The organism is Kocuria sp. UCD-OTCP (assembly GCF_000349605.1).
GTDB classification, from domain to species: Bacteria; Actinomycetota; Actinomycetes; order Actinomycetales; family Micrococcaceae; genus Kocuria; species Kocuria rosea.
Genome location: NZ_AOSQ01000031.1, coordinates 61,324 through 75,207 on the forward strand (window position 1 = coordinate 61,324; position 13,884 = coordinate 75,207).

The following is a 13,884-nucleotide window of genomic DNA, read 5'->3' on the forward strand; positions in this document are numbered from 1 at the left end:
CGGGTCCGCGCTCATCGGCGCATCCTCAGGCCGCGCGGCGTCGAGTAGAACCCGCCGGCCAGCAGGGACTCCCGCACCGCGGTCTCGACGGGGCCGTGCCCCAGGACCCCGGCGCCGTTGACCTTCTCGACGGTCAGCTTGTCCACCGCGCCCCGGCGGACGATCTCGGCCACGGCGGGTCCGGCGGCGGCCAGGGCGGCCGCGTCGTCGGTGAACGCGAGCACGGTCCGCCCGCCGCGCTCCACGTACAGGGCCAGGGCGCCGTCCACGAGCACGACGACGGCGCCCGCCTTGCGCCCGGGCCGGTGCCGCCCCGCGGGCGCGTCCCGGCCGTCCGGGGCGGGCACGGACACGGGCTCCGGCCACTCGAGGGCCGCCCCGTAGGGGTTGGCGGGGTCGGTCGCGGCGAGCGCCAGCGCCACGGGCTCCTCGGCGCGGACCTGGTCGTCGGTGCTGAACGTGCGCAGGTGGTCCACCGTGGCGGCCTGCGCGAACTGGGCGGCGCCCAGGCCCTCGATGAAGTAGCCGCGGCGGGCCCGGCCCGTGTCCTCGAGCGTGGAGAGCACCTTGTAGACGGTGGCGAAGCCGCCGGGGAGCTCCTCGACCGCCACGGGGCCCTTGGTCACCACGCCGTAGCGGTCCATGAGCAGCTCCGCGGTGGCCGACGCCCGCAGCGTGGGGTCGAGGGGCTCGGGGCGCAGCATCGACCAGCGCCCGGCCACGAGCGGGGAGTCGTGGCGCTCCAGGGTGGCCGCCCGCGCCGGGGCACGCAGCGCCCCGCCGATCCCCGGGCGGGAGGCCGCGCCGGGCCGCAGCCGGGCGGCGCCCCGGCGGGACGTGGTGCGTCCCCGCGGGGCCTGGGCCCGGTGCCGGTGGGCGGCCTGCCCGCCGGAGAGCAGGGTGCGCACGGGCAGGAAGGTGTCGTTGGTGATCAGCCCGGACCAGACGAGGTTCCACAGCGCGGTGGTCAGCGCCGGGGCGGGAACCGGGTCCCCTGCGGCGTCGAGCAGGCCCAACAGCTGCGGGAAGAACCACGCGCCGCCGGGGGCCAGGACGTCGAGGACCCGCCGCTCCAGCGTGGAGTCCAGGGCCGACGCCGCGACCTCGAGGGTCTCGGCCGGGGGCAGGGTGAGCTGGGCCGCCTCGCTCAGGTGCAGCGACACCCATCCGTCGTCGCCCGCCAGGGACCCGGCCCCGGACCACAGGATCTCCCCGGTGGCGGTCAGCTCGTCCAGCAGCTCGGGCCGGTAGTCCGCCACCCGGGCGGCGAGCACCAGCGGCTCCCAGGCCGAGGCGGGGACGGCGACGCCCGCGAGCTGGTCCACCACCGTCAGCACCCCGTCCTCGCCGCGCAGCTGGTGGCCCCGGCCCACGTGCTGCCAGGCCGGCAGGAACCGGGCGTAGACCTGCCCGGAGACGGGCTCAACGTCCCGGCGCAGCGCGGCCAGCGAGCGGCGCCGGATCCGGCGCAGCACCTCGGACTCGCACCACTCGGAGGCCGCCGGGCCGGCCCCGCCGCCGTCGGGGCGCACCGGCCGGAACTCGCCCTCGACCACGCGCCGGTCCGCGGCCAGCCGCTCCAGCGTGGTGCGCACCACGGCCGTGCCCAGCCCGAGCCGCGCCGCGGCCTCGTCCACGGTGAACGGCCCGTGGGTGCGGGCGTAGCGGGAGACGAGGTCGGCCAGCGGGTCCTCGACCGGTTCCACGAAGGCCAGCGGCACCCCCATGGGCAGGGGCACGCCGAGCGCGTCGCGCAGCCGGGAGGCGTCCTCGATCGCGGCCCAGTGCTCGACGCCGCGCAGGTGCACGCGCAGGGCGCGGTTGGCGGCCACGAGCTGCTCGAGCCACCCGGCGGCGACGTCCTCGGGGCACGCGGACTCCGGGTCCCCGGGGTCCTGGAGCCGGCGGACGGCCTCGGCGGTGGTGAGCGGGCCGAGCAGGCGCAGCAGGTCGGCCGCGCCCTCGACCCCGCGCAGCCGCCGGTCCGGGGCCAGTCGCTGCAGCTCCGCCTCCGTGCGCTCGATGACGTCGGGGTCCAGCAGCTCCCGCAGCTCGGCGCGGCCCAGGAGCTCGTTGAGCAGGGCGGCGTCGAGGGACAGGACGGCCGCCTTGCGCTCCGCCAGCGGGGAGTCGCCCTCGTAGAGGAACTGGGCCACGTAGCCGAAGAGCAGGGTCCGGGCGAAGGGCGAGGGCTGCTCCGTGGTGGTCTCGACCACCCGGATCGCGCGCCGCTCGACCGCCCGGTGCAGCTCCTTGAGCGCGGGCAGGTCGTAGACGTCCTGGAGGCACTCGCGGATCGTCTCGAGGATGATCGGGAACTGCGGGTACTTCCGGGCGACGTCCAGCAGCTGCGCCGAGCGCTGGCGCTGCTGCCACAGCGGGGAGCGCCGGCCGGGGTCGCGCCGGGGCAGCAGCAGGGCCCGGGCGGCGCACTCCCGGAACCGGGAGGCGAACAGTGCGGAGCCGCCCACCTCCTCGGTGACGATCTGGTCGAGCTCGTCGGCGTCGAAGAGGAACAGCTCCGCCCCCGGGGGCTCGTCCTCCATGGCCGGCACGCGCAGCACGATCCCGTCGTCGGCGGCCTGCGCGGAGCCGTCGAGGCCGTACCGCTCGTGCAGCCGGGCCCCCACGGCCAGCGCCCACGGGGCGTGCACGGGCATCCCGAACGGGGAGTGCAGCACCACGCGCCAGTCCCCGAGCTCGTCGTGGAAGCGTTCGACGACGAACAGCCGGTCCGACGGGACCTGCCCCACGGCCTCCTTCTGCTCGCCCACGTAGGCCAGCAGGTTGTCGGCGGCCCACTCGTCGAGACCGGCCGCGCGCAGCCGGGCGCGGGCGTCCTCCGCGGAGGCCCCGGCGATCTCGCGGTTGAACCGGCCCACCGCGCGGCCCAGCTCCACGGGCCGGCCGGGGCCGTCGCCGTGCCAGAACGGGAGCTTGCCCGGCACACCGGGGGCGGGGGAGACGATGACGCGGTCGTGGGTGATCTCCTCGATCCGCCAGCTCGAGGCGCCCAGGGCGATCACGTCCCCCACGCGGGACTCGTAGACCATCTCCTCGTCGAGCTCGCCCACCCGCCGGGAGTTCTTCCCGTCCTGCTCGCCCACGAGGTAGACCGCGAACAGGCCGCGGTCCGGGATCGTGCCGCCGGAGGTCACGGCCAGGCGCTGCGCCCCGGGCCGGCCCTCGATGGTGCCGGTCTCCCGGTCCCACACGATCCGCGGGCGCAGCTCGGCGAACTCGTCGGACGGGTAGCGGCCCGCGAGCAGGTCCAGGGTCGCGTCGTAGGCGGAGCGGGGCAGGGTCAGGAACGGGCAGGACCGGCGGACGGTGTCGAACCACTCCTCGACGTCGATCGGCCCCAGCGCGGTCGCCGCGACCGTCTGCTGGGCCAGGACGTCCAGGGGGTTGAGCGGGACCGCGAGCGGCTCGATCCGTCCCTGCAGCATCCGCTCCACCGTGACGGCGGCGTCCAGTAGGTCCCCGCGGTGCTTCGGGTAGAACCAGCCGCGCGAGACCTCGCCCACCTGGTGGCCGGCGCGGCCCACGCGCTGGAGGCCCGAGGCCGCCGAGGGCGGGGCCTCGATCTGGACCACCAGGTCCACCGCACCCATGTCGATGCCCAGCTCCAGGGAGGAGGTGGCCACCACGCAGCGCAGCCGTCCGGTCTTGAGGTCGTCCTCGATCACCGCCCGCTGGTCCTTCGAGACCGACCCGTGGTGGGCGCGGGCCAGCACCGGCGCCGCGCCCTCGTAGCGGCCGGTCTGCCGGCGCAGGTCCGCGGGCTCGGGGGCGGCGGGCCCGCGGGCCGCGGCCGGCTCCTGCCCGGCGAGGGCGGAGCGCAGCACGTCCCCGACCTGCTGGGGCGCGGAGCCGGCAGGGGGCCCCGGCGCCCCGTCGTCGCCCGGACCGGCGCCGTCCGCGGGGGCGCCGTCCCGGGGCCCGTCGTGCGGGTCCGCGTGCTCCACGCGGAACGCGTAGATCTCGTTGAGCCGCGCGGTGAGCTTCTCGGCGAGGCCGCGGGAGTTGGCGAACACGATGGTCGACCGGTTCTCGAGCACCAGGTCCACGACCCGCTCCTCGACGTGCGGCCAGATCGACGCCGTGGTCGTGGGGGCGAGGGCGTCGAGGTCGTCGTCCCCGAAGGCCGAGCCGGCCAGGGACGGCGAGGCGCTCGGCCCGCCCAGCACGGTCATGTCCGGGATGGGCACCGAGACGGTGAGGTCCCACGTCTTCTCCGTGCGCGGCGCGACGACGGTGACCGGCTCCCGGCCGCCCAGGAACCGGGCGACCGTCTCGATCGGCTCGACGGTCGCGGACAGCCCGATGCGCTGCACCGGCTGCTCCAGCAGGGCGTCCAGCCGTTCGAGCGTGAGCGCCAGGTGCGCGCCCCGCTTGGTGCCGGCCACGGCGTGCACCTCGTCCACGATGACCGTCTGCACGTCCGTGAGGGTCTCCCGCGCCTTGGAGGTCAGCATCAGGTACAGCGACTCGGGGGTGGTGATGAGGATGTCCGGGGGGTTCGTGAGCAGGGCCCGGCGGATCGCCTGCGGTGTGTCTCCGGAGCGGACGCCCACGCTGATCTCCGGCGGCTCGATCCCGGCGTGCCGGGCAGTCTGCGAGATGCCGATCAGGGGGGCCCGCAGGTTGCGCTCCACGTCCACGCCCAGGGCCTTGAGCGGGGAGATGTAGAGGACGCGGGTCCCGCGCCGCTCGCCCGCGGCGCTCGCGGAGCGGGCCTTGGCCCGCAGGGTCCCGCCGGGGGCCGGGGCGCCGCCCGCAGGGCCGGGGGCGGGCCCGGCGGCCGGCGTCCCGGCGCCGGGCGCGGCCTCCGCCACGAACCGGTCCAGGGCCCACAGGAACGCGGCCAGGGTCTTGCCCGAGCCGGTGGGCGCCACGATCAGGGCGTGGCGCCGCGCGGCGATGGCCCGCCACGCGCCCTCCTGGGCGGCGGTGGGCGCGGCGAACGCACCCGAGAACCAGGCCCGGGTGTGCTCGGTGAACAGGCTCAGGGCTGGTTCAGGCGCCAAAGCCCTGGATCTCGAGCTGGTGGATCCGCGGATCGCCGCAGGCCTCCACGGGGAAGGGGATCACGACGGACTCCGTGTTCTCGGGCGGGTAGACGCGCAGACCGGTGGCGGTCCGGGCGTCGCAGGTCGGGTGGTTGCCGGCCTGGCTGATGCGCAGGCCGGCGGTGACGGACTCCCCGGGTGCCAGGACCTGCCCGGTGCCGGGGACGGTGGCGTCCCTCAGGGCCGGGGAGCCGATCATCGTGCCGTCGGCGTCGACGAAGGACACCCCGGCGTAGCCGGCGAGCGTGCACGGGTCCTCGCCCGCGTTGGTGAGGACGACGTCCACGTGGACGGAGCCGGCGGCGCCGCCCACGGGGGCGGCCGCGACCTCGAGCCGGGAGGTGGTGCACAGGGGCGAGCCGCCGGTGCCGGTGCCCGCGGTGCCGCCGCGGGCGGCCGTGCCTTCGCCCTCCGCGCCGGCGTCGGGGGCGCCGCCGTCCGTCCGCTCCGCCGCAGCCTCGTCCGGCCCGTCCGCGGCGGGCTCCGCCGCCGGGTCCTCCGCCGCCGGGTCCTCCGCCGCCGGGTCCTCCGCCGGACCGGCGGTGCCCTGCCCGCCGGTCCGGTCCTCGGCCGGGGCCGTGGTGTCCTCCGTCCCGGTGGCCGGGGCGGTCTCCGGGGTCGCCGCCGAGGTCGGGGCCGGCCCGCTCTCGGCGGGGGCGTCGGCGGTGCCGGTCTGCTCCGGCTCCTCGCCCGCGCAGGCGGTGAGGAGCAGGGCTGCGGCGAGGGCGAGGGCTCCCAGGACGGGGCGGGGGGCGGGGGAGAGCGAAGACACGGGGGGATATCCTCCTCGGACGGACGTCGTGGCGTACCACGTCCCGGGAAGGGATCCCTCCCAGGTGCTTCATTCTAGGCAGGGCCACCGACACCGCTGCCGGAGGCGGCGCCCGCCCCGGCCGGGGCCGCTCCCGGCGGGGCTACCGCTCGCCGGGCTCCGCCGGGGGCAGCGCCGCGCGCATCACCTCGGCGAGGTGGACGCCGTCCGCGCCCGTGCCCTGGGCGATCTGGGTGCGGCACGAGAAGCCGTCGGCGAGCACGATCGTCCCGTCCGCCGCACTGCGGATCGCGGGGAACAGCTCCCGCTCGCCGAGGGTCTGCGAGACCTCGTAGTGGCCGGGCTCGAAGCCCCAGTTGCCCGCGAGCCCGCAGCACCCGCCGCCGACCACGGCAGTGTCCACGCCCAGCTTCGCGAGGACCTCCAGCTCCGGGCCGTAGCCGCTCATGGACTGCTGGTGGCAGTGGACCTGGCACACGGCGCCGGCGGGGCCCGCCTCGGTGGCCAGCTCCCGGAACGGCCACGCGCCGCCCTCGGCCAGGTGGCGGGCCGCGAACGCGCCGATCGTCGTCGTCAGCTCGGTGACCCGCCGGGCCCGGGGGTCGCCGGGGAGCAGCTCGGTGATCTCCTCCTGGAGCATGACCGTGCACGAGGGCTCGAGCCCGATGATCGGGTACCCGGCCTCGATCAGCGGCTCCATCACGTCCAGGGTCTGGCGGAGCACCTTCTGCGTCATCTCCAGCTGCCCGGTGGAGTGCCAGGTCAGCCCGCAGCAGACGTTGCCCATGGGCATCAGCACCCGGTAGCCCATGGCCTCGAGCACCTCCACGGCGGCCCGGCCGGGGGCGTCGGCGGAGAAGTTCGTGAACGTGTCCGGCCACAGCACCACGGACGGTCGGGCCTCGGCGGGCCCGCCCCCGGACCGCGCGGCGGGACGGCCGCGGAACCACCGGGTGAGCGGCTGCTCGGCGAAGGTGATCATCCGCCGCCTCGGCTCGATCCCGCCGAGCCGCTTGGTCAGCTCCTCGACGCCGCGGTGGGACTCGAGGAGGTTGATCAGCCGGAAGGAGAGGGGCACCTTCTCCACGATCCGCATCAGCAGCGGCATCCAGCCCATCGTGAAGTGGGCCATCGGCCGCCGGTTCCGGCCCAGGAAGGAGCTCAGGCCGTGCCGGTAGTGGTGGTGCAGGAACTCGGCCTTGTACGTCGCCATGTCCACGTTGACCGGGCACTCGGACGCGCAGGCCTTGCAGGACAGGCACAGGTCGAGGGCCTCGAGGGTCTCCTTCGACTTCCAGCCGTCCGTGATGGACTCCCCGCGCAGCATCTCGGCGAGGGACCGGGCGCGGCCGCGGGTCGAGTGCACCTCGTCGTGGGTCGCCTGGAAGGACGGGCACATGGCGCCGACGTCGGAGCGGCAGGAGCCCACGCCCACGCACCGGTTGACCGCGCTGGAGAACGAGCCGCCGTCGCGGGAGAACGCATGCACGGGCGTCAGCTCGAACGTGCGGGCGCCGGGCCCGGGGCGCACGCCCTGGTCGATGGGCTCCGGGTCCACGAGCACGCCGGGGTTGAAGACGCCGTCCGGGTCGAAGACGGCCTTGAACGCCGCGAAGGCGGCCAGGGCCTCGGGGGAGTAGATCGTGGCCAGCAGCTCGGACCGGGCGCGGCCGTCGCCGTGCTCGCCGGAGACCGAGCCGCCGTAGCGGTGCACGAGCCGCGCGGCGCGCTCGATGAACGTGCGATAGGTCGCCATCCCCTCCTCGGTGCCGAGGTCGAAGGAGATGCGGATGTGCACGCAGCCCTCCCCGAAGTGCCCGAAGGGGATGCCGGTGAGGCCCAGCTCGTGCAGCAGGTCGTAGAGGTCGCGCAGGTACTCGCCCAGGCGCGCCGGGGGCACCGCGGAGTCCTCCCACCCCGGCCAGGCCTCCCCGCCGTCGGGCAGGCGGGTGACGATCCCGGCGCCGGCCTCGCGGATCCGCCACAGGGCGCGGGCCTGCCCCGCGTCGGAGACGATCACGGAGTCCACGACGTTCTCCGGGACGAGCCCCGGCAGGGTGCGGGCGGCCGCCTCGGCCTCCTCGAGGGTGTCCGCGCCGACCTCGCAGTAGAGCCAGCCGCCGCCGCGGGGCAGCTCGCCGCCGGCGTGCTCCTGGCCCTGCCGGGTGCGCAGGGCGTCGAGCAGGTCCGCGCCCATGCCCTCGATGGTGTACACCCCGGGCACGCGCAACTTCGGCGCCGCCGTGGCGGCCTCGAACGCGTCCTCGAAGCCCAGCACGGCCAGGGCCGTGTGGGCGGGCCTGCGGACCAGACGGACCGTGAGCTCGGTGATGACCCCACAGGTGCCCTCCGTGCCGGCGAAGGCCTTGGCGGCGTCGAAGCCCTTCTCGCCGAGCAGGTAGTGCAGCCCGTACCCGGAGACCTGGCGCGGGAACTGGCCGAGCTCGGTGCGCAGCATGGCCAGGTGCCGGTCCCGGATCCCGGTCAGCGCCCGGTCGATCCCCGGCTCGGAGGTGCCGCCCTCGTGCAGCTCCACCACCCGGCCGTCGGCGAGCATGACCTTCAGCGAGACCAGGTTGTCCGCGGACGTGCCCCACGCCACGGAGTGGGAGCCGCAGGCGTTGTTGGCGACCATCCCGCCGATCGTGCACCGCGAGTGCGTCGAGGGGTCGGGTCCGTAGGTGAGGCCGAACTCGGACGCCGCGGAGCGCAGCTGGTCGCAGATCACCCCGGGCTCGATCGTGGCGGTCATCGCCTCGGGGTCGATCGACAGGATCCTGTTGAAGTGCCGGGAGGTGTCGATGACCAGCCCGTCGCCGATCGCGTTGCCCGCCACGGAGGTGCCGCCGCCGCGGGAGACCACCGACCAGCCCCGCTCCTTCGCCAGCGCCAGCAGCTCGCGGACCTCCTCGACGCTGCGCGGCTCGGCCACCGCCTCGGGCAGCCGCCGGTAGATCGACGCGTCCGAGACGTAGGCGGCGCGGGTGGTGAGGTCCTCGCGGATGTCGGTCATGGTCCACTTTCCTGCGCGCCGGCGAGGCCGGTCCGTCCGGGGTCTGGTCAGGGCTGGCGGGGGCGTCCCCGCGGGGACGGGGGGCTCACCACTCGGGGGCGATGGTGACCTCGGCGCCGTCGAGCTCCTCCGCCCACTCGACCTGGCAGCTGAGCCGGGAGGTGTCGTGGCGGGTGTCGTCGAGCATGTCGAGGAGGTCCTCCTCCTCGTCGTTGATCTCGTTGGCCTTCGAGAAGGAGGTCTGGTCGAGGTAGGAGTGGCAGGTGGAGCAGGACGCGTTGCCGCCGCAGGTCGCGAGGATCGGGTACTTGTGGCGGGTGAGGGCCTCCATGAGGCTCTCGTAGTCCTTCCACTCGACGCCCTCGGTGCGGTTGCCCTCGCGGTCGATCACGGTGATGTTGATGCTGCTCACTGGGTGTCCTCCTCGGGGCGCGGTCGCCCCTGGTCTCGACGTCGGAAATCCCGCCCCATTGTACGGTCGCGCGGCGGCGCCCACCGACGGGCCGGGGCCCGCGCCCGGCCCGTCCGGCTCGGCTCAGCCGGAGACCGGGAGCGGCCGGATCGTCAGGGACTGGGCGACCTGGCCCAGGTAGCCGGCCTCGTCGTGCAGCGCGGACTCGGTGAGGCCCACGCCGGTGTCGCCGAAGGTGACGTGCGTGTCGAGGCCCACCCACGGGGAGACCGGCTCCCGGACCAGGTGCACGCTCAGGTCCACGTTGGGGAAGACCATCTCGTCGGGGCCCACCCGCACGGCGATGCCGTTGGCGGCGTCCACGGCCGCCAGGAACCGCGCCGTGGTGGAGGACTCCTCCCCGGCGACGACGGCGTGCGGCGCGCGCAGCCACATGGCCGCCTGGCCGGGCCGGTGCTCGCGCACGGTGCGGCCCTCGAGGGAGGCGATGTAGCCGCCCGGCCACCGCCCGGTCATCGTGGCGGGCAGGGCGTCGCCCACCGGCGGCAGGGCCTCCCGGTGCGTGCCGGCGGTGTCGGCGGTCTCGCCCCGGAGCAGCCGCCACACGCTCAGCCGGATGCAGGAGCGCCCGGCGTGGCTCATGGTGGCCTCGACCAGCTCGATGGTGCGGCCCGGGCGGACCACGCGCGTGGTCACCTCGACCTCGCCGCCGGGGATGAAGCCGAGGATGTCGTAGGAGAAGCGCACGGGCAGGAGGTCCGCGCGCGGGTGGTCGGCCTCCACGGCGTGGGCGAGCAGCCCCGAGGCGGCGCCCATGTGCTGCTCGGCCTCGCTCCACGCGCCCTGCGAGTGCAGCGTCGAGCGGAACCGGGTGCGGTCCAGCCGCACGAAGTACGCGTCCGGGTACTCCTCCCCGTCCGCTCCCAGGTGTCCGACTGCCTGCGTCGACGTCGTCATGCTGCCCCTCTTCCGTTTCCGTCCGGGCCCGCCGCACGGCGGGCGTGGTGATCGCCACCACGGTATCCAACGGCGGCCCGCGCTCCCCGCCGCCGGGTCGCCCCGGGCCGGGGCTGTCCACGTCCTCCGGGGGCGCCGGACGGGGCGGGACCGGCGGGCGGGCATGCGGAAGGCCCCGGATCCCTCAGGACCCGGGGCCTTCCCGACTGGCGGTGACGGAGGGATTTGAACCCTCGTTGGCTCTTACACCAAACATCATTTCGAGTGATGCACCTTCGGCCGCTCGGACACGTCACCAGCTCGCAGTACTGTACCGGCTGGCGAGCTCAACCGCCAAAACCCGCGGGGCCGGCGGGACCGGGAGCGGCGGGCTTTTCGAAAGATTTTTAGGATGTCGCGNCGCTGCAGCTCGAAAACCGGTTCGAAAAGGCGGGCCCGGCGCTGTCGTCCCCGCCGCGCCGGTGCTCCGCGAAGAAGTCGAGGAGCAGCCGGGAGCACTCCTCGGCCAGCACGCCGCCGGTCACCTCCACCCAGTGGTTGAGCCGCCGCTCCCGGAGCACGTCGAGGACGGAGCCGGCCGCCCCGGCCTTGTCGTCCCACGCGCCCAGGACCACGCGGGGCACGCGGGCCAGGACGATCCCGCCCGCGCACATCGCGCAGGGCTCGAGGGTCACCACCAGCGTGCAGCCGTCCAGCCGCCACGAGCCCAGGGCGCGGGCGGCGTCGCGCAGCGCCAGGATCTCGGCGTGGGCGGTGGGGTCGCCGTCGGCCTCCCGGCGGTTGCGGCCCCGGCCGACCACCGTCCCGTCCGGACCGACCACGACGGCGCCGATCGGCACGTCCTGCGTCCCGAGCGCCGCCCGGGCCTCGGCGAGGGCCAGCCGCATCCACTCCTCCGCCCGGGCCTCGGAGCGGGTGCGCGGGGGCAGTGCCATGCGGTTCTCCTCCTGGGCGGGTCGCCGGGCCGGGCGGGGTCCGGCGAGGGGGCGGGGCGCCCCCGTGGCCCGATGGTAATTTTGGTCCATGCGAGTGACCGTTCTCGACCACCCATTGGTGGCACACAAACTGACCGTGCTCCGGGACAAGAACACCACGTCCCCGGTGTTCCGCCTGCTCGTCGAGGAGCTCGTGACGCTGCTCGCGTACGAGGCCACCCGGGGCGTCCGCGTGGAACCGGTGGAGATCGACACGCCGGTCACGCGCACCACGGGCGTGGGGCTGTCGAAGCCCCGGCCGCTGGTCGTGCCGATCCTCCGTGCGGGCCTGGGAATGCTCGAGGGCATGACCCGGTTGATCCCCACGGCCGAGGTGGGCTTCCTCGGCATGGCCCGCAACGAGGACACCCTCGACATCATCACCTACGCCGAGCGGCTGCCCGACGACCTCACCGGCCGCCAGGTCTTCGTCCTCGACCCGATGCTGGCCACGGGCGGGACGCTGCGGGAGGCGATCAAGTTCCTCTACCGCCGCGGGGCCGAGCAGATCACGTGCGTCTGCCTCCTGGCCGCCCCCGAGGGCCTGGCCGCCCTCGAGGAGGAGCTGGGGGACTCCGAGGTCAACATCGTCCTGGCTGCGAGGGACGAACGGCTCGACGAGAACGCCTACATCGTCCCGGGCCTCGGGGACGCCGGGGACCGGCTCTACGGCGTGGTCGACTGACCGCCGTCCCGTGACACCGCAGACCACGCGCTGAAAAGGCCCGCCGACGTCCTCGGCGGGCCTTTTTTCGACCTCCGGCCACGTGTTCACATCGTGAGACGAAGAGTTCACCGACGAAGCCGTCTTGACAACAGGATCGGGACCTGCTTGAGGAGCGGAAAAGCCCCTGCATCGTCCCAGAGGTCTGATATCCCGGGGGTCGGACGGAAAACGGCATCACAGCCGCAAGGTGAAGGAGGTTCATTTTGGCGGAGCACTTGGACAGCCGTCGTTCCAATCTCGCATCGTGAGATAACGCCTCGAATATTACTTGCGGGATCCAGGGGGCTGGTGGACCATGAGAGCAACGCCACTGTCAGGAATTTGCCAGCTTCGCGGGGACCCTCCCCGACCACCACGGAGCGGGCCGGTTCGGGAGCTGGGAGCGGCGGGGCCGTTCCGAGGGGCGGATCGACTCAGGCGGACGGAACCTCGTCCGCCGCACGACGGAAAGACGAGGGGCACCAGATGCCAGGCACACCGGGATACGTGCACATTTCCCAGCGCAACCGCACGAGCGAGGCCCGTGCTGTCCGCGGTCCGGCCGCGGCCCCCGAGCGGGGGCAGACCGCCCCCGCCGACTACCGCAGCCTCCGGAGCACGATCGGCCCCATGCCGGCCGCGCCGGGCGAGACCCCGCTCCCCACCCGCCTGCAGCGGGACACGGCGCCGCGTCCGCAGGTGCAGGAGAACGAGGCGCGCGGGTTCGTGATCTACGTGGGCCTCGACGAGGAGACCGCGGCGGCCAGCGGCACCTCGCTGGTCAAGATGGTCCAGAGCATCCGGGCGTACGCCCAGCAGCTGGTCCCGCAGGCCGATTCCTACGCCGCCGTGGCGCTGGCTCCCGCCAACACCGCCGGCACCGACCTCGAGGTCGTGCGCAACGCCCTGGGCGACCCCACCTCGGGGGCTGTGCGGCCCACGGCGCCCGCCGCGCCCGCGCCGGCGCCCGAGACGAAGACCAGCCAGTCCACCGGGGTGCTCATCGACCTCTCCCGCCGGGAGGTCTTCCTCGACGGCGGCCTCCTGAACCTCACGTTCAAGGAGTTCGAGCTGCTGAACTACCTCGTGGAGAACGGCAGCCGGACCGTGGGCCGCCACGAGCTGCTGCACAGCCTGTGGCGCGACTCCGAGGAGGTGCCCAACGAGCGGACCATCGACGTGCACATCCGGCGCCTGCGCTCCAAGCTCGGCCGGCTCGCGAACACCGTGCGCACCGTCCGCGGCCAGGGCTACCGCTTCTACGAGCACCCCGAGGTCGTCGTGTGGGCGGCCCCCGAGTACTCCATCTGATCCGCGTCCCCGATCCGTGCAGGCCCCGGTTCCGTCCCGCGACGCGGAGGAGCCGGGGTCGCTCCGTGCCCGGCGGACGCGTGGCATCATGAACCGATGACCCGCCACGACCGGAAGAAGCTCGTCCTCATGCGCCACGCGGAGGCCGAGCACCCGTGGGGCGTGGCCGACCACGACCGCCCCCTGGACCGCGGCGGGGCCGCGGACGCCGCCGCCGCGGGGCGCTGGCTGCTGGCGAACGGGCACGTGCCGGACATGATCCTGTGCTCGAGCGCCCTGCGCGCGCGCCAGACCTGCACGTGGGTGTGCAGCGAGCTCGGCGACCTCGCCCCGACCGCCCGGCTCGACGAGTCCCTCTACGCGGCCCAGGACAGCCGGATCATCGCGGTGCTCAACCACGTGCCGGACACCGTGGAGTCCCTGCTGCTCATCGGCCACCTGCCCGGTCTGCGCGACGCCGCCCTCCGCCTGGCCACACCGGACTCCGACTACGACGCCGTCATGGCCCTCGCCGACGGCTGCCCCACCTCCGGGCTGGCGGTCCTGGAGGTTCCCGGCACCTGGGCCGGACTGGACGGCGCCGACGCCCGCCTGGTGGACTTCACGGTGCCGCGACCGTCCGCGGGAGACCGCTGACCGGCGGTCCTCCGGGCGCCGGCGCGGCGGC

At 74.8% G+C, this 13,884-nt stretch carries 9 protein-coding genes and 1 tRNA gene; 3 read left to right on the forward strand and 7 right to left on the reverse strand.

Going from position 1 to position 13,884, the window contains the following annotated elements; genetic code table 11:
- Window positions 1–11: 11 nt before the first annotated feature.
- From H488_RS30080 to tadA, 7 genes are all read right to left on the reverse strand, one after another.
- The gene (locus tag H488_RS30080; RefSeq protein WP_017833915.1) at window positions 12–5,030 is read right to left on the reverse strand and encodes an Lhr family ATP-dependent helicase; all 5,019 of its coding nucleotides are present in this window, start codon (window positions 5,028–5,030) and stop codon (window positions 12–14) included.
- Window positions 5,020–5,844: a DUF4232 domain-containing protein gene (locus tag H488_RS0118580; protein WP_017833916.1), complete on the reverse strand. Its 825-nt coding sequence runs from the start codon at window positions 5,842–5,844 to the stop codon at window positions 5,020–5,022. Before H488_RS0118580 ends, H488_RS30080 begins: the two co-directional genes overlap by 11 nt.
- Window positions 5,845–5,986: 142 nt before the next feature.
- Window positions 5,987–8,857 (reverse strand): FAD-binding and (Fe-S)-binding domain-containing protein, encoded by a 2,871-nt coding sequence (locus tag H488_RS30085; RefSeq protein ID WP_017833917.1) that lies wholly within the window; start codon window positions 8,855–8,857, stop codon window positions 5,987–5,989.
- Between the two features lie 85 nt (window positions 8,858–8,942).
- Window positions 8,943–9,269, reverse strand: a complete 327-nt coding sequence (locus H488_RS30090) for a 2Fe-2S iron-sulfur cluster-binding protein (RefSeq protein WP_017833918.1) — start codon at window positions 9,267–9,269, stop codon at window positions 8,943–8,945.
- A gap of 123 nt (window positions 9,270–9,392) precedes the next feature.
- Window positions 9,393–10,226: a thioesterase family protein gene (locus H488_RS30095; protein ID WP_017833919.1), complete on the reverse strand. Its 834-nt coding sequence runs from the start codon at window positions 10,224–10,226 to the stop codon at window positions 9,393–9,395.
- Between the two features lie 207 nt (window positions 10,227–10,433).
- Window positions 10,434–10,523, reverse strand: a tRNA-Ser gene (locus H488_RS30100).
- A gap of 89 nt (window positions 10,524–10,612) precedes the next feature.
- Complete coding sequence (gene tadA, locus H488_RS30105; protein ID WP_017833920.1) at window positions 10,613–11,161, reverse strand: tRNA adenosine(34) deaminase TadA; 549 nt, start codon at window positions 11,159–11,161, stop codon at window positions 10,613–10,615.
- A gap of 88 nt (window positions 11,162–11,249) precedes the next feature.
- Here tadA and upp point away from each other — a divergent pair, with 88 nt between their 5' ends.
- The 3 genes from upp (at window position 11,250) to H488_RS30120 (ending at window position 13,853) form a co-directional block, all read left to right on the forward strand.
- Complete coding sequence (upp, locus tag H488_RS30110; RefSeq protein WP_031283230.1) at window positions 11,250–11,885, forward strand: uracil phosphoribosyltransferase; 636 nt, start codon at window positions 11,250–11,252, stop codon at window positions 11,883–11,885.
- Between the two features lie 507 nt (window positions 11,886–12,392).
- Window positions 12,393–13,217: a winged helix-turn-helix domain-containing protein gene (locus tag H488_RS30115; protein WP_031283231.1), complete on the forward strand. Its 825-nt coding sequence runs from the start codon at window positions 12,393–12,395 to the stop codon at window positions 13,215–13,217.
- A 96-nt stretch (window positions 13,218–13,313) separates the two neighbouring features.
- Window positions 13,314–13,853, forward strand: coding sequence for a SixA phosphatase family protein (locus H488_RS30120; RefSeq protein ID WP_017833923.1), 540 nt, complete (start codon window positions 13,314–13,316; stop codon window positions 13,851–13,853).
- Window positions 13,854–13,884 lie beyond the last annotated feature (31 nt).

Excerpts from the sequence above, each read along its gene's own strand:
- H488_RS30085 (WP_017833917.1), bottom strand. The coding sequence starts at position 8,857 with ATGACCGACATCCGCGAGGACCTCACCACCCGCGCCGCCTACGTCTCG.
- H488_RS30095 (WP_017833919.1), bottom strand. The coding sequence starts at position 10,226 with ATGACGACGTCGACGCAGGCAGTCGGACACCTGGGAGCGGACGGGGAG.
- upp (WP_031283230.1), top strand. The coding sequence starts at position 11,250 with ATGCGAGTGACCGTTCTCGACCACCCATTGGTGGCACACAAACTGACC.
- H488_RS30115 (WP_031283231.1), top strand. The coding sequence starts at position 12,393 with ATGCCAGGCACACCGGGATACGTGCACATTTCCCAGCGCAACCGCACG.
- H488_RS30120 (WP_017833923.1), top strand. The coding sequence starts at position 13,314 with ATGACCCGCCACGACCGGAAGAAGCTCGTCCTCATGCGCCACGCGGAG.